Genomic DNA, 17,685 nt, shown 5'->3' with positions numbered 1-17,685 from the left:
AGAGAGTAGTGGATCAGCCTTGGATTAATCATTTGCCAAAAGATGTGCCTGCTGAAATTAATGTGGAGCAGTACTCATCGCTTGTTGATATGTTCGAAACAGCGGTGGCTAAGTATGAAGACCAACCTGCATTTATCAACATGGGTGCCACGCTAACCTATCGTAAATTGGAAGAACGCAGCCGTGCATTCGCCGCGTATCTACAAAATGAATTAAAGCTTGAAAAGGGCGATCGTGTCGCCTTAATGATGCCAAACCTGTTGCAATACCCGATTGCACTGTTTGGGGTTTTACGTGCCGGTATGGTGGTCGTTAACGTTAACCCGCTATATACCCCGCGCGAACTTAAACATCAGTTGATTGACTCGGGCGCCAAAGCCATCGTTGTCGTGTCAAACTTCGCCCGCACCTTAGAAGAAGTGGTCGAACAAACGCCCGTTGAAAGCGTCATTATCACCAGTTTAGGTGATCAATTAAGTGCACCAAAACGCACCTTAGTGAACTTTGTGGTGAAGTACATTAAGAAGCTCGTCCCTAAATACGACTTACCCCACGCACTATCTATGCGCGACACCTTATCAACTGGTCGCCGCATGCAATACATCAAGCCTGAAGTCACTAACGACGACTTAGCGTTTTTGCAATATACAGGCGGCACAACTGGGGTGTCTAAAGGGGCGATGTTGACCCATGGCAATATAGTCGCCAACGTATTGCAGGCCGATGGCGCTTATTCGCCCGCCTTAAACGATGGCAGCGAGTTTGTGGTAACGGCCTTGCCGCTGTATCACATCTTCGCATTGACTGTGAATTGCCTGCTGTTTTTGCACAAAGGCAGCCAGAACTTACTCATCACCAATCCCCGTGATATCCCAGGATTTGTGGCCGAGTTGAAAAAGTATCCTTTCACTGCATTGACTGGGGTAAACACCTTATTTAACGCGTTAGTGAACAGTGATGATTTTTCCCAGTTGGATTTTTCGCGCTTAAAACTCTCTATCGGTGGCGGCATGGCGGTACAAAAAGCCGTCGCGGATAAATGGCAAGCCATCACTAAGACCCGTTTACTCGAAGGTTATGGTCTGACGGAAGCCTCACCTCTATTAACCTGTTGCCCATATAATTTAGATGGTTACAACGGTTCAATTGGTTTCCCTGCACCTTCGACACTCATTCAAATCCGTAATGATGACGGCAAGGTATTAGCCCAAGGCGAAACTGGCGAGCTGTTTGGTAAAGGCCCGCAAGTGATGAAAGGCTATTGGCAACGTCCTGAAGAAACCGCCAAAGTGATCGATACTGACGGCTGGTTAGCCACGGGCGATATTGGTTACATGGATGAGAAAGGGTTCTTCTATATTGTCGATCGTAAGAAGGACATGATCTTAGTCTCAGGCTTTAACGTGTTCCCTAACGAAGTCGAAGAAGTGGTTGCACTGCATCCTAAAGTGATTGAAGTGGCCGCAGTTGGGGTGCCAAACGACGCCAGTGGTGAGTTAGTGAAGGTATTTGTGGTGGCAAAAGATAAATCTTTAACCGCTGAAGACATCATTAAGCACTGCCGTATTCATTTAACGGGATATAAAGTACCGAAGCTGGTAGAATTTAGGGACGAGTTACCTAAAACCAACGTGGGTAAGATCTTGCGACGAGAGCTTAGAGACGAAGCTAAGCGCGCGTAAGATTGAAGCCGGCATTTGCCGGCTTTTGTTTTTATGGACTGTGATTGACCCACAGGATCTGGAGAAGAATTTGTCAGCGTTTCAATATGTGAGTGATGAAGCAAGCCTTAATGCCCTCGTTGCCCAATATAAACAGAGTAAGATACTCGTGTTAGATACCGAGTTTGTTCGTACTCGTACTTATTATGCCAAGTTAGGTTTGATCCAAGCCTATGATGGTAAAACCTTAGCTTTGATTGATCCTGTGGCTTTACCTGATTTAGCCCAGTTTTGGGCGCTGTTATCGGACCCGAATATCGTTAAGCTAGTGCATTCCTGCAGTGAAGACTTAGAAGTGTTTGCCCACTATGGCAAATGTCAGCCTACGCCTTTGTTTGATAGCCAAATTGCCGCCTCTTTGTGTGGTATGGGCCACGGTGTGGGTTATGCCAAGTTAGTAGAAACTTGCCTGGGTGAAGTGATTGATAAAGGCGAGTCGCGTACCGATTGGATCCGCCGCCCGTTAACGGAAGCACAGTTAAGTTACGCCGCTAATGACGTCTTGTACTTGTATCAGCTCTATCCTCAACTTAAAGCGAAACTCAGCGCCCAAGGGCGTTTAGCTTGGTTATACGAGGAAGGGGAAAGGATGACCCAGGGCAGGCTTGCCGATCCTGATCTCGACACGGCCTATTTGAAAGTGAAAAATGCTTTCCAACTGACTGAAATCCAATTGGCTTACCTTAAAGTGCTAGCCAAGTGGCGTCTTGAAAAAGCCTTAGTGCGTGATTTAGCTCTAGGTTTTGTGGTCAAAGATCATGGTCTTATCGCATTGGCGAAGAAGCAACCTAAATCCTCGGCCGACTTGTTTAAGCTCAATGATTTGACTGAGCAAGAAAAACGTATCCACGGTAAAGATCTATTACGTGTGCTACAAACCGCTGATTTGGTCAATTTACCCGAGTTAGTGGATGTGCTGGCGTTGAAGTCGGGTTACAAATCGGCCTTTAAGGCGATAAAAAGCTGCTTAGTTGAGTTGTGTGAACAGCATGATGTGCCACAGGAAATGCTCGGCTCTAAACGTCATATCCATGAGTTTTTGCAATGGCGTTGGGATAAGCAACAAGGGGATTTACCCGCGGTGTTATGCGGATGGCGAGGCGAGATTGCCGCTGAGTCCCTAGCTAAGCTTGAGGTCTAAGGCTTTTAATCTAGTATTTAAATCTTGCGCGTGAAGTCTTGTACTTTATGCGCAGTATTTGAAACTTATCGATAGCCGAAAAACAGCCAACAAAAAGCGTCATCTTCTTCAGAAGATGACGCTTTTTGCGTAATCGACTTATCTGTCAGGCAATGTGACGTTAAGTTCGAGTACCGACAGGTTCGCGTCGTTTTGATCTAACTGCACAGAAACTTGATCATCAGAAATCGGCACATATTTGCGAATAACGGCAATGATCTCTTGTTTCATCTGTGGGAAATAATCGGGAGTGTCCCTTTGTCCACGTTGATGAGCCACAATGATCTGTAGGCGCTCTTTAGCCATTACCGCAGTGCTAGGCTTTTTCTTGCTTTTGAAATAGTCGAGTAAAGACATAATTAGCTACCAAATATCCGTTGTAAGAAACCTTTCTTTTCTTCCGTAATAAAGCGTACTGGGACATCTTCGCCCAGTAAACGTGCAACTGTGTCACTGTAGGCTAAACCTGCATCACTTTCTTGATCGATAATCACAGGCACGCCTGAGTTAGAGGCTTTCAGTACCGATTGTGACTCAGGTATCACGCCGAGTAACTCAATGGCCAGAATTTCTTGAACATCATCAACACTCAACATTTCGCCTGATTTTACACGGCTCGGTGAATAACGAGTCAGCAGTAAGTATTCTTTGATTGGCTCAAGGTTTAGCTCGGCGCGGCGTGATTTGCTCTGCAGCATCCCTAAAATACGGTCTGAGTCGCGTACTGAACTGACTTCTGGGTTAGTTGTCACAATGGCGATATCGGCAAAATACAGTGCCATCATAGCGCCTTGCTCAATCCCCGCAGGTGAATCACACAGAATAAACTCAAAGTCTTTGGCTAAATCGTCTAGAACACGGCCAACACCTTCTTTGGTCAGTGCATCTTTATCACGGGTCTGTGAAGCGGGTAAAACGAATAACTTGTCGCAGCGTTTATCTTTGATCAGCGCTTGATTTAAATTGGCTTCACCATTGATCACATTGACGAAGTCATAAACCACACGACGCTCGCAACCCATGATCAAGTCTAAATTCCGTAAACCAATGTCGAAATCAATAACGACTGTCTTGTGTCCTTGCATGGCAAGACCGGTCGCAATTGCAGCACTCGATGTGGTTTTACCTACGCCGCCTTTACCTGAAGTGACAACAATAATTTGTGCCATGTTTCTCTCTATCCTTTGTTCTGCCATTTAGAGGGGCAATGATTCAACCATAAGCGACTCACCGTCTAGGCGAATGCAGCCGCTTTTATCTGAGCTATGTTGTTGTAGATTTTCAGCGAGCCAATATTGCCCTGCTATTGAAACGAGTTCGGCCTCCAGAGAGTGGGCTATGATGACGGCACTGGTATCGCCCGCCGCGCCCGCCATGGCTTTCCCTCGTAATGCGCCATAGATATGAATGCTACCATCTGCGATGACTTCTGCGCCATTGCCTACCGCACCAAATATGATTAAATCACCATTTTTTGCGTAGACTTGTTGGCCTGAACGAATATTTTGCTTCACTATCTTAGTTTGGCGAGGTGCAGGCGGTGGCGTACTGCTCTGTTTTCCGGCTTTGACTATGGCAAGGCCTAAGTCTTTAGCCTGTTTGCTGAGTACGGTTGTCGCGCCCGTTATGCCAACAATCACTAATTGACGTGAGATCAGCAGATCCTTTAACGCACTTAAATTTAAGCTGTCGTGTTGGATCGCACTCAGATTGACGACTAAAGGAGCACCCAGAAAAAACTGAGGAGCTTGTGCCAACTTACTGTCTAATTCAGTCATGACAGCTTGTAAATCGCTGCTATTAATATGAAGCACTGAAAGAGTAAAAGAAGCGCCTTTTAACTCTAAGCTAGGTTTTGACATCCCGGCACTATTCTCCAGAAATCATCAGTCGGTTCGCTGATTTTACAATTAAATTACTAGGCGACCATGTTATAGTGTGCCCCATTGACTGGCAAGTTTGAACTATTGGATATTTGTACTCTTATGCTATGTGCCGTTTATAAAAGTAGCCGAAAGGCTGATACTTATTTATTTGTGAAGAAAAGAGATTGTTTTGATGATGTTCCTGCGCCTTTGATGGAAATGTTCGGCGTGCCAAAGCTGGTGATGGTGTTTCCTATTGCGAAACGTGACGCGTTAGGCATGGCAGATATTCAAAAGGTAAGAGCTGCGATGGAAGAAAACGGCTTTTATTTACAAATTCCGCCACCTCAGGTGAATTTATTGGCCGAGCATAAGCTCAGTCTTGGGATCAAAGATTAAGCCAATAGCATAAAAATAACAGGAAGGTATATGCATCGATACCGTACTTATCTAACCCAAGCTTATCAAACCAATGCTTTCCCAGTTAAGGTTTGTCAATTTGGGGTTTATCAGAATAAGCTTTATCGACTCGCAGCATATATCTTCGCTCCCATCAGGGCATTTGTCTGTTTCATCATTTGGCTGAGTGCGTGCAGTTTGCCAGCCATGGCGCAGCAGTCGGATGAGAAAATCAGCTTTAGTGATTATTTAATTCAGCTAAAGCAAGAAGCCCGTCTTCAGGGCATCAGCCAAGCGACCTTAGATTTAGCCTTTCCCCAGATCAAACTCTTCAAAAAAGCTCGAGCGACAGACAGCCTCCAGACTGACAAAACTCACAACCTCGATACTTATCTCGCCGACACTGTGCCCGAGTGGAAAGTTGACACCGCACGTGTGCTGTTTAAAGAGCATGAACAACAACTCAACGCCATCGCCAGCCAATACTCTGTTCAGCCACGCTTCTTAGTCGCGCTCTGGGGGCTTGTCTCCGACTTTGGTGAAGCTTCTGGAGATTATCCTGTGCTATCTGTGACGGCGTCACTGGCCTTTGGCGGCGAGCGCGAAGCTTTCTTCAAAAAAGAGTTTATTGCAGCGCTCAGCATAATGGATAAAGATCATATCGGTTTTCAAGATCTTAAAAGTCGTTGGAATGGCGCCATGGGACAAACGCAGCTGATGCCAACGGATTATCTTGCCTATGGGCAGGACGGCGATGGTGACGGTAAGAAAGACATTTGGCACAACACACAAGATGCGTTTGCCTCCGCGGCGCATTTGCTACAGCAACTCGGTTGGAACGGCGATGATACTTGGGGGCGACAAGTACAAGTGCCTGCAACGCTTGATTTGGCCGTCGCTGGATTAGATAAACCCCAGTCCTTAGCCCAGTGGCAAACTCTCGGTATTCGCAAGTTTGATCATACCGATTTGCCGTCCCGCGAAGAAATCAAGGCCTCGCTAATCATGCCCGATGGTGTTACCGGTCGAAAATACCTCGTTTATGGCAATTACCGCGTATTAATGCACTGGCAGAATACCGATTATTTCGGGATTTCTGTCGCGCATCTGTCCGAGAGAATAAAGTATCCGCCGATAAACTAGTGTAAAATAGCTCGCATTAAGCGGGCTTTTTATTGAGAAGATACAGTTAATCATGGCATTTTGGCAGAGCAAAACATTAGCGCAGATGAGCGCAACCGAGTGGGAATCCCTGTGTGACGGTTGTGGTAAATGTTGTTTAAACAAGTTGATAGATGATGAAACCGAAGACTTGTATTACACCAATGCGGCCTGCCTTTTGCTCGATCATCAAACGGCGGGCTGTCAGCATTACAGTGACCGTTTCACCCATGTCCCTCAATGTACTGTGATCACGATTGATAATATCCATGAGTTAACTTGGCTTCCCGACAGTTGCGCATATCGCCGCTTAGCGGCAGGGCGTGAGCTACCGAGCTGGCATCCGCTGCTGACTGGCTCTAAAGAAGCGATGCATTTAGCGGGCATGTCGATCCAAGGTAAAGTAGTCGATGAAAGACGCGTGAAGGATATTGAAGATCATATCGTGCTATGGCCACTCAAAGATGTGGATTAACAGACGTGGATTAATTTTTACCGTCGCGTTGTCGATTGAAAAGTGACTTATTGATTGAAAAGTGAATTATTGGTTGAAACGACACTGGTTGATTGAAAAAACAGTAGTTGATTGGACCGTTACCGTCAGAATGAAAAAACAACAAGGGAGCGATTATCGCTCCCTTGTGCATGTTGGGTGTTAAGTGAATTTAAACTTCGTTAAATAACCTTTGGCTAGATTTTTAATCCCACCATCAACTGATCAAGTTGCCCAGCTGTTGCTTGCAGCTCATCACAACCTGAAACCGACTGGTTCGCCGATTGCTCCACATCGTGTGACTGGTTGCGGATTTCCATCAGGTTAGTTGCAATCTCGTTGGCCACTGCCGATTGCTCTTCGGCCGAGGTGGCAATTAGCACACTCATTTCAAACACTTTGTTGCTGTGGTGGGCGATAAACTCTAAGTCTTTACCCGTTTGCAGTACGTGTTGTTTACCTTCATCGGCTTGATTCACAGTACGCGACATTACTTGGGTTAGATTGCGCGTACCCGACTGCAGTGATTCGATCATGGTTTTGATCTCAACCGTCGCGGCTTGAGTGCGGCCCGCTAAGGTACGCACTTCATCGGCGACCACGGCAAAACCACGACCTTGTTCTCCGGCGCGCGCCGCTTCAATCGCCGCGTTGAGGGCGAGTAGGTTGGTTTGCTGGGAAATTGCATTAATAGTTGATACCACTTCATCAATTTTACTGGCGTTGTCATTGAGAACGCCCACCGCATTTGAGGCCGCAGAAATTTCATCCGATAACACGTCAATAGCATTGACTGTGGTTTCAATGTCTTTACCGCCAGCGCTAACCTGTTGATTAGCCTCTTGAGTTTCGGCAGAAGATTGTTCAGCATTACGGGCAACTTCCTTCACTGCAGCGGTCATTTCTTCCATTGCCGTTGCTAGGGAATCCAAATGTTGTCTCTGGTTCACCGCCAAAGATTGACCTTGCTGCGCTGTGCTACGAAACGAGGAGACTACCTCACGGATTTTTGTTGTCGATTCTGCGATTTGTTTCACTAACAGATGTTGACGTTCAACTAAGGTATCTATGCTGATAGCTAAGATACTGAACTCGTCTTTGACTTCGAAGAAGTTTAAACGACCCGTCAAATCGCCCGATGCGGCCCGTTTTAATGCCATCACTGTGGTATAAAGTGCGCCGCCCACGAAGGTCGAAATGTAGTAGCTAAATAAAAACAACACAAATAGAAGCGCCGCCATCAGGCCGTAAACCAGCAGGTTATCTTTGGCGAGCAGGGCATCAATTTCTTTGCTGTCTAAGGGAATAATCGTGATCAGGTTTTGATCGTTAACGCCACTCACAGCTCTAGGTAGCTTACCGCTATTATCAATACCGCCACCGCTGCGAGCTAAGGATTGCGCTTTACTGTCGGCCTCATTCACCGAAATAATGCTGACATTGCCTTTGATGTCGCGGCTTAGCTGGCTAAGGATAGCTTGGCGTTCTTGCTCTGGGAGTTTGTTATATAAGGTACCCGTGACTTGGTTGATTTGTTGTGACGCATTTTGCAGACCGTTGAGTTGTCCTTGGACTAAGGTTTGCCGGGATTGGTTATCAAGAAAAATCGCCAGTCCAACAATCATTAGCATAGGAACGATAGAGAGAATTGCGAATTTAGTTTTTAAGGTCATATGGATAAGATATTGATCTATCCAGCGAAACTTTACTTCTTTCATGAGTGCCTCGATAAAATGGGCTGTGAACCGAATGTATATCGGTTAGTTTGCCATAGACTTTATAGTTTTCTGTTTTGTAAAAGCTTATATCGTTAATGTAGTCTAATTGCAGTCGTTATTGTGTTATTTGCTGCAATTTTGGCAGGGTACGGGTGTGAGTTTACAGTTTAGTTACAAATGCTGCTAGTGGCTGAACACGGAACTTGTTTCAGTCAGAATCGAGGTTTAGATTTCACCTTGAGCAAAACTCAGGCTCTGAACTGGGGTAACACATGAATTTGCATGATAAAAACCCCCAATAAGCCCTAGTAATATGCCGCTCGCTCGCGTAAAATTTCTATCCTTTTATTTCGTTATAGCTAGCAAAGCGTCTGGCATTAACGCCCGATAACCTGAGCACCCAAATAGCCTGAAAGTTTGGCGCCCATAGCACTTGTTTATCAAGCGCGACTATGCAGTGGAAGAGAAAATGCAGCAGTTAACTGAGATCGTAGAACAAGCCTTAGTCATTATTGACCAGGCCAGTGATCTAAAAGCACTGGATGATATCCGTGTCGATTACCTGGGTAAGAAAGGTAAGATCACCGACATGATGAAAATGATGGGTAGCTTAAGCCCTGAAGAAAAGCCAGCCTTTGGCCAAGCGGTCAATGATGCTAAACAGGCGATTCAACAAAAATTAACTGAGCGCATCGATGGTCTGAAGAGTTCGGAACTGGAAGCCAAATTAATCGCTGAAAAGATTGATGTGACTTTGCCAGGCCGTACCCAAGAGATCGGTGGCTTACATCCAGTGACGCGTACCATTGAACGTATCGAAACCTTTTTCGGGGAATTAGGGTTCTCGGTTAAGCAAGGGCCTGAAATTGAAGATGATTTCCACAATTTCGATGCGCTGAATATCTCTGAGCACCATCCTGCGCGTGCTGATCATGATACCTTTTATTTCAATCCTAAACTGATGCTGCGTACCCAAACGTCGGGCGTGCAAATCCGTACTATGGAAACTGAAAAGCCACCCTTACGCATTATTTCTCCGGGTCGTGTTTATCGTAACGATTACGACCAAACGCACACGCCAATGTTCCATCAAGTGGAAGGTTTGCTCGTGGATGAACATGTTAACTTTGCCGAATTGAAGGGCATTTTGCATGACTTCCTGCGTAACTTCTTCGAAGAAGATCTGCAAGTGCGTTTCCGTCCATCTTACTTCCCATTCACTGAACCTTCAGCAGAAGTAGACGTGATGGGCAAAAATGGTAAATGGCTAGAAGTGCTTGGCTGCGGTATGGTGCACCCGAACGTGCTGCGCAGCGTTGGCATAGATCCAGAAAAATACTCTGGTTTTGCTTTTGGTATGGGTGTCGAGCGCTTAACTATGTTGCGTTACGGCGTAAACGATTTACGTGCGTTTTTCGAAAACGACCTACGTTTCCTGAAGCAATTTAAATAACGGAGCTGTAATAGCATGAAATTTAGCGAATCTTGGCTTCGTGAATGGGTTAACCCTTCCGTCAGCCGTGAAGCATTATCCCACCAGATCACTATGGCCGGTCTCGAAGTCGATGACGTTGAAGCCGTAGCAGCCGATTTTAGCGGTGTGGTGATTGGTGAAGTAGTGGAGTGTGGTCAGCATCCCGATGCCGATAAACTGCGCGTGACCAAAATCAACGTTGGTGGTAGCGAACTTATCGATATCGTCTGCGGTGCACCAAACTGCCGTCAAGGTCTTAAAGTGGCCGTAGCTATGGTTGGCGCTGTATTACCTGGCGATTTCAAAATCAAGAAAGCTAAGCTGCGTGGCATGCCATCAGAAGGCATGTTGTGCTCGTACAGTGAGCTTGGCATTAACGTCGAAAGCGATGGCATTATCGAATTGCCATTGGACGCGCCATTAGGCACTGACATCCGCGATTATCTGCAACTTAATGATGCCGTTATCGATGTAGATTTAACGGCTAACCGTGCCGATTGCTTAGGCATGGCAGGTCTTGCCCGTGAAGTGGGCGTGTTAAACCGCCAAGCTGTGGTTGAGCCACAGTGGCAAGCCGTTACGCCAACGACAGATGCACAGGTCACGATTAACGTTAAGGCGCCAGCCGCTTGTCCACGTTACTTAGGCCGTGTGGTTAAAAACGTCAATGTGAAAGCGCCTACGCCATTATGGATGCAGGAAAAACTGCGCCGTAGCGGTATTCGCTCTATCGATCCTATCGTTGATATCACTAACTTTGTGTTGATTGAATTCGGTCAACCTATGCACGCTTTCGATCTTGCCAAGTTAACGGGCGATATCCAAGTGCGTTTAGGCACTGGCGAAGAGAAAATCACCCTGCTTGATGGCAGCGAAGTCACTATTCCCAGCGATACCTTAGTGATCGCCGATGATGCGCGTCCATTAGCCCTTGCAGGCGTGTTTGGCGGCGAATACTCAGGCGTGAGCGACACGACCCAAGACATACTGCTTGAATGTGCGTTCTTCGCGCCTCTTGCCATTATGGGTAAGTCACGTCGTTTAGGTTTGCACACAGACTCATCACACCGCTTTGAGCGTGGCGTTGACCCTGAGATGCAACACAAGGTTATCGACCGTGCGACCCGCTTAGTGCTGGATATTTGTGGCGGTGAAGCGGGCCCTGTAGTTGAGGCTAAATCAGAGGCTGATTTACCCAAACCAGCACAAATCGTGTTACGTCGTAGCAAGTTAGATAAAATCCTCGGTCACCATGTACCTGATAGCGATGTGGCTGAAATCCTCACGCGTTTAGGTTTTGCTGTCGTTGCAGCAGAGGGAAGCTGGCAGGTCACCACTGCGACTTATCGTTTTGATATGGCGATTGAAGAAGATTTGATTGAAGAAGTGGCGCGTATTTACGGTTATAACAATATCCCGAATATCGCGCCTGTTGCTGCGCTGCGTATGTCAGATCATAAAGAATCTAACTTAAGCCTAAAACGCGTGCGTGCCTTATTGGTCGCTCGCGGCTTCCAAGAAGCGGTAACCTACAGCTTTGTCGATCCCAAATTGCAAAATCTGGTTCACCCTGGTTTAGACGCTATGGTGTTACCAAACCCAATTTCCAGTGAAATGTCGGCCATGCGCCTGTCAATGTTCACCGGTTTATTGGCCGCCGTTGGCTACAACCAAAGTCGTCAACAGAGTCGCGTGAGACTTTTTGAAACTGGCCTGCGCTTTGTTCCTGATATCAATGCAGAATCCGGTGTAAGACAGCAAGCAATGCTCGCTTGTGTCATTACTGGGCTCCAAAATGATGAACATTGGGCTATGGAATCGAAAACCGTTGATTTTTTCGACCTTAAAGGTGATTTAGAAGCAATTATCGGCTTGACAGTTTCCGCATCAGAATTTAGCTTTAGAGGAGCGACGCATTCTGCTCTCCATCCGGGGCAATGTGCTGAAATATTGAGAAATGATCGAGTGATCGGTCATATAGGTGCAATCCATCCTAGTTTGGAGAAGCCTTTTGGACTCAATGGTAAAACCATCGTTTTTGAGTTGGAATTGGATGCTTTATTGCATACCAGTTTGCCGCTAGCCCAAGCTGTATCTAAGTTTCCAGCTAATCGTCGTGACATCGCAGTCGTAGTAGATGAGAGTGTATCTGCAGGTGATGTAATGAAATTGATAAGAAAAGTTGGCGAAAATCAGTTGGTTGGCATAAACTTGTTCGATGTATACTTAGGTAAAGGTGTTGAACCTGGCAAGAAGAGCCTGGCGATAGCACTTACATTACAAGACACTACTCGTACGCTTGAGGAAAAAGAGATTGCTGAGACCGTTGGTTCAGTCGTTTCTGCCCTGAAGTCCGAGTTCAACGCATCGTTGAGGGATTAAAGTATGGCACTTACCAAAGCCGAAATGGCAGAACATCTTTTTGAAACACTCGGAATGAACAAACGTGTCGCCAAAGAGATGGTTGAGTCGTTCTTTGAAGAGATTCGGGGCGCACTTGAAAGTGGTGAGCAGGTCAAGTTATCTGGCTTTGGCAACTTTGACCTTAGGGACAAGAATCAAAGACCGGGAAGGAACCCAAAAACAGGCGAAGATATCCCAATTTCTGCTCGTCGTGTCGTGACTTTCCGTCCCGGCCAAAAGCTGAAAACTCGTGTAGAAGCAGCAAACACGGGTAAGTAATTTCGTTTGTTTGATGGGAAAGCCACTCCTTAGAGAGTGGCTTTCCTGTTTATTTTTTCGTGCAATATCTCCATTATTTCTATCCACTGTCTGAGGTGAATTCTTTGTCAAGACAGCCCAAACATTTTGACCGTCGTTTTAAACTCGCCTTATTACACCCTAGATACTGGGCCACTTGGTTGGCGATTGGTCTATTAGTGATTTTCGGACTCATGCCCGCATGGCTACGTGATCCCATAGCAAGATTATTGGCAAAAATAGTGATGCCGATTGCCAAAAAGCCCATTAGTGTTGCCAGAGCCAACTTAAGGGCGTGCTTTCCTGAACAATCTGCCGCCGAGATTGAAGCGTTAATCCGCGAGAACGTACAAAACTTCGTTTTGGTCTTGTTAGCTCAAGGCGAATTGCTGGTGCGCTCAAAAGCGTATTTGCGTCGTCGAGTGAATTTAATCGGTTTTGAGCATGTGACGAAAGCACAAGCGGCGGGGCAACCGATCATTTTTATCATGCCCCATGTGTGGCCAATCGATTATGCTGGTTTACGCCTTAACCTTGAGTTGCCTATGGTGACTATGGCCAAAGCCCATAAAAACGGCTTATTCAATTGGTTTAGTAATCGTGTGCGCAGCAGTTGTGGTGGCCATGTATACATGCGCGAGGCGGGAATTCGTGCGTTGTTAGCTGAGCTTAAGCGGGGTAACAGTTTCTTTTATCTACCCGACGAAGATTTAGGCCCAGAACAAAGCGTGTTTGCGCCATTTTTAGGCACAGTGAAAGCAACGCTGCCTGTTGTTGGGCGTTTAGCGCAGGCGGGTAATGCCCAAGTGCTACCTGTAAAGATTGGTTACAACCAAGCGACACGGCAGTTTGATCTCACTGTGATGACGGCCGTTGCGCCTGAAGACATGGTAGGCAAGGAAAACGAGGCGTTGGCGCTGAACAAAGTGGTCGAGCAAGTTATCTTAGCTTACCCTGAGCAATATATGTGGTTCCTACGCGTGCTCAAGACGCGCCCAGAGGGTGAAGCTTCTATCTACGGTCAATGACGGGCCTGTCAATTTAGTATGGCTAAAAATGGCTTTGAGCGCTCAGTGCTCAAAGCCATTTTTGTTTTGAGGGGTATTCTTGTTGATGGCACTCTTTATTGATTGAGATCTTGATCAACTCTGCTGTCGTTAACAATGCCAATTACAAATGAGGCACCTAATCTTCATCTTGTTCCATTTCAAGTTGCATCAGTAGCATGTCTTCGCCATCAAGTACGCGGGTGCGATAGCTTTGACACGCAGGGCAGACGACCGTGCGCTCACTCAGTACGGATTCAGTCTGGCAGTCTTGGCAAAGTATCACTAGCGGCTGAATTTGCATATTGAGTAGGGCTTCTTTGCAAATCCCATCGAGCTTAAAGGTATCGAAGGCCGTTTGTAGCAGGCTAGGTTCAACCCCGCTCATGACGCCTAGTTTGATATCCACTCGGGTGATTTTATCGGCATGATTAGCCTGCGCGTGCTGCTCGCATTGCTCAATCAGCGCACTCACAATTGAATATTCGTGCATCAGCAAATCCTTGGCAGCAGTTCACCTTGGGGAAGATCGAGATAACGCTTGGTATTCCAAGGCGTTCTTAGCACGACTTTCCCCACTAAATCCTCACTCACAGTGCCGATTATCGCTGCATGCTCACAGTGGCCAAAGCGTTGCATGATTTCGAGCGCACCTAAAGCGATGTCGTTGGGGACGGCGAGGATGAAAGTGCCTTCGTTGGCAAGATCCATGGCTTCGAAACCATAGAGTTCGCACAGACCTTTGACTTCATCGCTGACGGGAATACTGGCCTCATTCACTGTGATACCAACATTGGAGGCAATAGCCCATTCGTTCAGTACTGCCGATAAGCCACCGCGAGTCGCATCTCGCATCGCATGAATGGGAATATTGGCGGCAATCAATTGCTCGACTATCGGCCAGAGCGTGGCGCAGTCACTTTGTAATGCTGATTCGAGCGTGAGTCCTTCACGCGCCATTAAAATCGCTGCGCCGTGGCAGCCAATATCACGGGAGACGATAATGGCATCGCCCACTGCAATGTTTGCCGCTGAGATGTTGGGACGCAAGATGCGGCCAATGCCTGAGGTATTAATAAATAAACCATCGGCACAGCCCTTGGGCACGACTTTAGTGTCGCCGCAGACAATCCGCGCACCACTTTGTTTGAGCTCTTTTGCCATGCTGCGGACAATAGTCGTTAAATCATTGATAGAAAAGCCTTCTTCGATGATCACGCTACAGCTCAGATATTGAGGCTCTGCGCCCATCATAGCGAGATCGTTGACTGTGCCTGCGATGGCGAGTTTGCCGATATCGCCGCCGGCAAAAAACAAAGGTGAGACGGTAAAAGAGTCAGTAGTAAAGGCGTTGGCGCCGTGCAAATCGAGTTTGGCAGCGTCTTCTTCGCAACGAAGGATAGGGTTATCAAACTCGGCAAAAAACAGATCGCGGATCAGTTTATTCATTTCTTTGCCGCCACCGCCGTGGCTGAGCTGAATGGATTTATCTTTTAGCGTATCAGCCATGATGTGGCTCCTTGATATCGATACCTTGATAGCGGTAATAGGCGTTACATGCGCCTTCGGAGCTGACCATGCAGCTGCCTAGGGGCGTTTCGGGATTGCAGCCTCGGCCAAAAACTTTACAGTCCTTTGGTTTAGCAAGCCCACGAAGAATGTCGCCACACTGGCAGGCTTTATGATCGTCAATTTCCTTTACGGGTAAGCAGTCTTTAAAGCGCAGTTCGGCGTCCCTGTGGGCATATTCGGGTTTGAGCTGCAGCGCTGAATTGGGGATAGGACCGAGGCCGCGCCAGCGAAATTGCGGTCTGACATTAAAGAATTGATTCACTTTGGCCTGCGCCGTGAGGTTACCGTCTTCCGATACCGCGCGGCTGTATTGGATATCGAGCTCCGCTTTGCCCGCGGCTTTTTGGCGCACAATCCGTAAAATCGACTCCATCACATCAACGGGTTCAAATCCTGCGACAACCACAGGCGTACCATAGTTTTCGACTGTGCTGCGATAGATTTTGGCGCCGCTGATCACGCTCACATGGGCGGGGCCGATAAAGGCATTCACCCTCGCTTTCGGGTCGTGCATCACGGCATCAATCGCTGGCGGCACTAATACATGATTGATATGAAAGAGTAGATTTTCGAGTTTTTCTTGTTCGGCCAGTTGTAACAAAATCGCCGTCATTGGGGTTGAGGTTTCAAAGCCGATGGCAAAGAAGACCACGGTTTTATCGGGATTGTCGCGGGCAATTTTGAGCGTATCTAAGGGATCATAAATCGGCCGAATATCGCAGCCTTTCGCCCTAAAGCTGGCTAAGGAACCCTTAGAGCCGGGCACACGGATCATATCGCCCAGCGTCACTAAGATGACATTCTCTTGGGAGGCCAGCGCCGCCGCTTGGTCGATACGCTCTTTCGGCATAATGCACACTGGACAACCTGGACCGTGGATAAACTCAATATTATCAGGCAGTAAATCCAGTAAGCCGTATTTCATAATAGTGTGAGTATGACCGCCACAGACTTCCATGATATTGATTGGTTGCTTAACTAATTTAGCGGTCAACTGAATATCACGCGCTAAATTGGCAATCGTTTGGGGATCGCGAAAGCTTTGATAGAGGTTTTTTAGTTCAAGCATGCTCTTTCCTCGGTGCACTCGATAGGGTGCGTGCCTTGCTACTCAATCTTGCATTGTTGATGATCAGTGTATGGCTTCGTTTTCGAGTTTAGTGACGATTTCTTTATATAGGTCAATGCTTTGCTGCGCGTCTTCCTTATCGATTTTGTTCATCACAAAACCAATATGGATCAGCACATAGTCGCCAATCTCCAGCGGTTCATTCATCAAATGACTGCTGACATCGCGGCGTACGCCTAAGGTATCGACCGTGACACTCTGGCGTTCAATATCGACCGCCACCACTTGGGAAGGTATGGACAAGCACATTATTGTGCACCTCTAATATTGTCTTTAAGCCAAGCCGCCACAGCCTGCATGGAGTCGCCATCTTTAATGGAGACTTCAATGATTTGAGTTGCTGGATTGAGTTTTTTAAGCTGCGCTTTGGCTTCGTCTAGCTTGAAATCAAAATAGGGCAGTAGATCGCACTTAGTGATAAACACAACATCGGCGCGGCGGAACATCACGGGATATTTCTCAATCTTATCATCGCCTTCTGGCACGGACAGCAGCACGATATTTTTGTGCGTACCTACGTCATAACTCGCTGGGCAGACAAGATTACCGACGTTTTCGACAAAGCAAATATCGAGCCCTTCAAGTGGTAAATGATGTAGGGCACCGTGCACCATAAAGGCGTCGAGGTGACAGGCGCTGCCCGTTTGAATTTGATAGGCCTTAATGCCTTTAGCGATGAGGCGGTCGGCATCGCGGGAGGTTTCTAAGTCGCCTTCAATCACCGCATAGTTGAGCTTGGTGTATTCTTTGAGATTTTCTAAAAGGGTCGTTTTACCGCTGCCTGGGCTACTCATGATGTTGAAGGCCGTGATGTTATGTGTCTCAAAGTGGGCGCGGTTATGTCCAGCTTCGATATCATTTTTATCTAAAATCTTATGGATCACAGACAAGGTTTTTTTATCGTTTAACTGAGGATTGGTGTGTAACTCTTGATGGCTATGCTCATGAGTATGTGAATGGTCATGATTATGCTCATGGCTATGGGCATGCGCGCCTAGATGATCATGATCGTGGCGGGTAAGGGAGCAGCCGCAGTCTTTACACATTTTACCTCTCCTTGTATTGGCAGAGTACGAGGACTTTGCCTGACGAATTGTGAATGCTGATATACGGATCGTTAATTTGGTTACGCTAATGTTGAGTGTGATACAAATTGCGCTGCAGATCTTTGATGTTCGTCAGGTTTATGGGGATAAAAATGGCGAGCTAACATCAGGGGTTATCAAA

Annotated in this window: 18 protein-coding genes; 9 read left to right on the top strand and 9 right to left on the bottom strand. The window is 46.9% G+C overall.

All coding sequences use genetic code 11. The features are described 5' to 3' along the window. The first annotated feature begins 8 nt into the window (after positions 1 to 8). Positions 9 to 1,682, top strand: a complete 1,674-nt coding sequence (gene fadD, locus Q4Q49_RS10970) for a long-chain-fatty-acid--CoA ligase FadD (protein WP_261273369.1) — start codon at positions 9 to 11, stop codon at positions 1,680 to 1,682. 70 nt (positions 1,683 to 1,752) lie between these two features. Further along, entirely contained in the window at positions 1,753 to 2,862 is a 1,110-nt protein-coding gene (gene rnd / locus Q4Q49_RS10965) for a ribonuclease D (RefSeq protein WP_063882836.1), read from the top strand. A 138-nt stretch (positions 2,863 to 3,000) separates the two neighbouring features. On the opposite strand, the gene minE is transcribed toward rnd, so the two are convergent. The 3 genes from minE to minC are packed head-to-tail and all read right to left on the bottom strand — an operon-like array spanning position 3,001 to position 4,763. Next, positions 3,001 to 3,258, bottom strand: coding sequence for a cell division topological specificity factor MinE (gene minE, locus Q4Q49_RS10960; protein WP_028760193.1), 258 nt, complete (start codon positions 3,256 to 3,258; stop codon positions 3,001 to 3,003). Between the two features lie 2 nt (positions 3,259 to 3,260). Further along, positions 3,261 to 4,070, bottom strand: a complete 810-nt coding sequence (minD, locus tag Q4Q49_RS10955; protein ID WP_006086391.1) for a septum site-determining protein MinD — start codon at positions 4,068 to 4,070, stop codon at positions 3,261 to 3,263. A gap of 27 nt (positions 4,071 to 4,097) precedes the next feature. Further along, on the bottom strand, positions 4,098 to 4,763 hold the full coding sequence (gene minC, locus Q4Q49_RS10950; RefSeq protein WP_006081363.1) for a septum site-determining protein MinC: 666 nt from the start codon (positions 4,761 to 4,763) through the stop codon (positions 4,098 to 4,100). A 123-nt stretch (positions 4,764 to 4,886) separates the two neighbouring features. Between minC and Q4Q49_RS10945 the strand changes: the two genes are divergently transcribed. Genes Q4Q49_RS10945 through Q4Q49_RS10935 form a run of 3 tightly spaced genes read left to right on the top strand, consistent with a single transcriptional unit; the run spans position 4,887 to position 6,801 of the window. Next, positions 4,887 to 5,165 (top strand): YcgL domain-containing protein, encoded by a 279-nt coding sequence (locus tag Q4Q49_RS10945; protein ID WP_006081364.1) that lies wholly within the window; start codon positions 4,887 to 4,889, stop codon positions 5,163 to 5,165. Positions 5,166 to 5,195: 30 nt separating this feature from the next. Further along, positions 5,196 to 6,308 carry a lytic murein transglycosylase gene (locus Q4Q49_RS10940; protein ID WP_311906627.1) on the top strand — a complete coding sequence of 371 codons (1,113 nt, stop codon included), beginning with the start codon at positions 5,196 to 5,198 and terminating at the stop codon, positions 6,306 to 6,308. Between the two features lie 52 nt (positions 6,309 to 6,360). Next, positions 6,361 to 6,801 (top strand): YcgN family cysteine cluster protein, encoded by a 441-nt coding sequence (locus Q4Q49_RS10935; RefSeq protein ID WP_006081366.1) that lies wholly within the window; start codon positions 6,361 to 6,363, stop codon positions 6,799 to 6,801. Positions 6,802 to 7,016: 215 nt separating this feature from the next. Here Q4Q49_RS10935 and Q4Q49_RS10930 read toward each other — a convergent pair whose 3' ends face one another. Continuing rightward, positions 7,017 to 8,537, bottom strand: coding sequence for a methyl-accepting chemotaxis protein (locus Q4Q49_RS10930; RefSeq protein ID WP_311999347.1), 1,521 nt, complete (start codon positions 8,535 to 8,537; stop codon positions 7,017 to 7,019). Between the two features lie 469 nt (positions 8,538 to 9,006). Between Q4Q49_RS10930 and pheS the strand changes: the two genes are divergently transcribed. The 4 genes from pheS to lpxM all read left to right on the top strand — a co-directional run bounded on the left by pheS (position 9,007) and on the right by lpxM (position 13,739). After that, complete coding sequence (gene pheS / locus Q4Q49_RS10925) at positions 9,007 to 9,990, top strand: phenylalanine--tRNA ligase subunit alpha (protein ID WP_006081368.1); 984 nt, start codon at positions 9,007 to 9,009, stop codon at positions 9,988 to 9,990. 15 nt (positions 9,991 to 10,005) lie between these two features. Continuing rightward, the gene (gene pheT / locus Q4Q49_RS10920) at positions 10,006 to 12,393 is read left to right on the top strand and encodes a phenylalanine--tRNA ligase subunit beta (RefSeq protein ID WP_311906625.1); all 2,388 of its coding nucleotides are present in this window, start codon (positions 10,006 to 10,008) and stop codon (positions 12,391 to 12,393) included. A gap of 3 nt (positions 12,394 to 12,396) precedes the next feature. Next, positions 12,397 to 12,693 carry an integration host factor subunit alpha gene (gene ihfA, locus Q4Q49_RS10915; protein WP_006081370.1) on the top strand — a complete coding sequence of 99 codons (297 nt, stop codon included), beginning with the start codon at positions 12,397 to 12,399 and terminating at the stop codon, positions 12,691 to 12,693. Positions 12,694 to 12,797: 104 nt separating this feature from the next. Continuing rightward, positions 12,798 to 13,739 carry a lauroyl-Kdo(2)-lipid IV(A) myristoyltransferase gene (gene lpxM, locus Q4Q49_RS10910; protein ID WP_311999346.1) on the top strand — a complete coding sequence of 314 codons (942 nt, stop codon included), beginning with the start codon at positions 12,798 to 12,800 and terminating at the stop codon, positions 13,737 to 13,739. Between the two features lie 157 nt (positions 13,740 to 13,896). Here lpxM and hypA read toward each other — a convergent pair whose 3' ends face one another. From hypA to hypB, 5 genes are all read right to left on the bottom strand, one after another. Next, positions 13,897 to 14,250, bottom strand: coding sequence for a hydrogenase maturation nickel metallochaperone HypA (hypA, locus tag Q4Q49_RS10905; protein ID WP_311999345.1), 354 nt, complete (start codon positions 14,248 to 14,250; stop codon positions 13,897 to 13,899). Next, complete coding sequence (gene hypE, locus Q4Q49_RS10900; protein WP_311999344.1) at positions 14,250 to 15,266, bottom strand: hydrogenase expression/formation protein HypE; 1,017 nt, start codon at positions 15,264 to 15,266, stop codon at positions 14,250 to 14,252. The genes hypA and hypE overlap by 1 nt, the downstream gene beginning before the upstream one ends. Further along, positions 15,259 to 16,398, bottom strand: a complete 1,140-nt coding sequence (gene hypD / locus Q4Q49_RS10895; RefSeq protein ID WP_311999343.1) for a hydrogenase formation protein HypD — start codon at positions 16,396 to 16,398, stop codon at positions 15,259 to 15,261. The genes hypE and hypD overlap by 8 nt, the downstream gene beginning before the upstream one ends. A gap of 63 nt (positions 16,399 to 16,461) precedes the next feature. Continuing rightward, a complete protein-coding gene (locus Q4Q49_RS10890) occupies positions 16,462 to 16,707 on the bottom strand; it encodes a HypC/HybG/HupF family hydrogenase formation chaperone (protein WP_028760183.1) in 246 nt (81 codons plus the stop codon). Continuing rightward, positions 16,707 to 17,504: a hydrogenase nickel incorporation protein HypB gene (gene hypB, locus Q4Q49_RS10885; protein ID WP_311999342.1), complete on the bottom strand. Its 798-nt coding sequence runs from the start codon at positions 17,502 to 17,504 to the stop codon at positions 16,707 to 16,709. Before hypB ends, Q4Q49_RS10890 begins: the two co-directional genes overlap by 1 nt. Between the last annotated feature and the right edge of the window lie 181 nt (positions 17,505 to 17,685).

The organism is Shewanella sp. SP1S1-7 (genome assembly GCF_031932105.1).
Classification (GTDB): Bacteria; Pseudomonadota; Gammaproteobacteria; order Enterobacterales; family Shewanellaceae; genus Shewanella; species Shewanella baltica.
The sequence above is the reverse complement of the archived record's forward strand: the minus strand, read 5'-3'. Positions and strand labels throughout refer to the sequence as shown.

Bases quoted from the DNA above. Each gene is read 5' to 3' on its own strand.
- minE (WP_028760193.1), bottom strand. From the start codon at position 3,258: ATGTCTTTACTCGACTATTTCAAAAGCAAGAAAAAGCCTAGCACTGCG.
- minD (WP_006086391.1), bottom strand. From the start codon at position 4,070: ATGGCACAAATTATTGTTGTCACTTCAGGTAAAGGCGGCGTAGGTAAA.
- minC (WP_006081363.1), bottom strand. From the start codon at position 4,763: ATGTCAAAACCTAGCTTAGAGTTAAAAGGCGCTTCTTTTACTCTTTCA.
- Q4Q49_RS10945 (WP_006081364.1), top strand. From the start codon at position 4,887: ATGCTATGTGCCGTTTATAAAAGTAGCCGAAAGGCTGATACTTATTTA.
- Q4Q49_RS10940 (WP_311906627.1), top strand. From the start codon at position 5,196: ATGCATCGATACCGTACTTATCTAACCCAAGCTTATCAAACCAATGCT.
- Q4Q49_RS10935 (WP_006081366.1), top strand. From the start codon at position 6,361: ATGGCATTTTGGCAGAGCAAAACATTAGCGCAGATGAGCGCAACCGAG.
- Q4Q49_RS10930 (WP_311999347.1), bottom strand. From the start codon at position 8,537: ATGAAAGAAGTAAAGTTTCGCTGGATAGATCAATATCTTATCCATATG.
- pheS (WP_006081368.1), top strand. From the start codon at position 9,007: ATGCAGCAGTTAACTGAGATCGTAGAACAAGCCTTAGTCATTATTGAC.
- pheT (WP_311906625.1), top strand. From the start codon at position 10,006: ATGAAATTTAGCGAATCTTGGCTTCGTGAATGGGTTAACCCTTCCGTC.
- ihfA (WP_006081370.1), top strand. From the start codon at position 12,397: ATGGCACTTACCAAAGCCGAAATGGCAGAACATCTTTTTGAAACACTC.
- hypA (WP_311999345.1), bottom strand. From the start codon at position 14,250: ATGCACGAATATTCAATTGTGAGTGCGCTGATTGAGCAATGCGAGCAG.
- hypE (WP_311999344.1), bottom strand. From the start codon at position 15,266: ATGGCTGATACGCTAAAAGATAAATCCATTCAGCTCAGCCACGGCGGT.
- hypD (WP_311999343.1), bottom strand. From the start codon at position 16,398: ATGCTTGAACTAAAAAACCTCTATCAAAGCTTTCGCGATCCCCAAACG.
- Q4Q49_RS10890 (WP_028760183.1), bottom strand. From the start codon at position 16,707: ATGTGCTTGTCCATACCTTCCCAAGTGGTGGCGGTCGATATTGAACGC.
- hypB (WP_311999342.1), bottom strand. From the start codon at position 17,504: ATGTGTAAAGACTGCGGCTGCTCCCTTACCCGCCACGATCATGATCAT.